Source organism: Kitasatospora sp. NPDC059088, assembly GCF_042738155.1.
GTDB lineage: Bacteria > Actinomycetota > Actinomycetes > Streptomycetales > Streptomycetaceae > Kitasatospora.
Window position 1 is genome coordinate 1 of the sequence record NZ_JBHYGR010000123.1, and the last position, 1,029, is coordinate 1,029.

General features: G+C 71.2%; 1 protein-coding gene and 1 rRNA gene. Both read left to right on the top strand.

The window, feature by feature from the left end:
• Positions 1-87: ribosomal RNA gene (rrf, locus tag ACFWXO_RS36170) — 5S ribosomal RNA — on the top strand; the annotation flags it as partial.
• Positions 88-148: 61 nt separating this feature from the next.
• The coding region (locus ACFWXO_RS36175) for a phosphatase PAP2 family protein (protein ID WP_380529434.1) at positions 149-1,029 on the top strand (881 nt) is incomplete at its 3' end.

The window sequence follows — 1,029 nt, forward strand, 5'->3', positions numbered from 1 at the left end:
GGTTACATTCCGAACCCGGAAGCTAAGCCTCACAGCGCCGATGGTACTGCAGGGGGGACCCTGTGGGAGAGTAGGACGCCGCCGAACAATCATTCCAAAAAGACCCCCTCCCATTCGGGAGGGGGTCTTTTTGCGTTACCCTCTGCCAATGCAGAACCTGACCCTGACCTGGCAGACCGCCGGGGGTGCCGCCGTCGTCCTCTACGGAGGCGCGTACGCCGCTGCGAGGGTCCGGAAACCGGGGGCGTCGGCGCTGCTGCGGGAGGCCGGCACGCTGCTGGCGCTGTTCGCGCTCTGGCAGCTGGTCGGGCACCTGTCGGTGATGAGTGCCGATCACGCGTTGGACCGGGCGGGCTGGATCCACCGGACCGAGCGGGCGATCGGCCTGCCGGACGAGGCCTCCTGGCAGGCGGCGGTCACGCCGTACCCGGTGCTGGTGCGGCTGGCGAACTACTACTACGCGGTGATGCACTTCGCCGTCATGCTCGGTGTGCTGCTCTGGGTCTTCCTGCGGCACCGGGAGCGCTACGCGTGGGTGCGCAACACGGTGGTGATCACCACGGCGGTCTGCCTGCTGGTGCAGTTCATCCCGGTGGCGCCGCCGCGGATGCTGCCGCAGAGCGGCTTCGTGGACGTGGCCGCGGAGTACGGGCAGTCGGTGTACGGCGGCGCGGTCGGCGGGGTGGTGGTGGCGGACCAGCTGTCGGCGATGCCGTCGGTGCACGTCGCCTGGTGCGTGCTGGCGGCGGTCGCGGTGGTGCGGGTGTCGCCGAGCCCGTTCCGCTGGGTGGTGGTGCTGCACCCGCTGCTGACGGTCGCGGTGGTCGTGGTGACGGCCAACCACTTCTGGGCGGACGGCATCGTCGCCGTCGCCATCCTGCTGTTCGCCTACGCCGTCCTGGCGTTGGCGGCACGGCGACGGGGGGGGGGGGGGCAGCGCGGTCGGAAGTTATCCACACCCGGCGGGGGCGGGGGGGTGGGCCCGGACCGGGGGGGGTGTCGCGCGGGGCTGTGTCGTGAGAGCGCGGG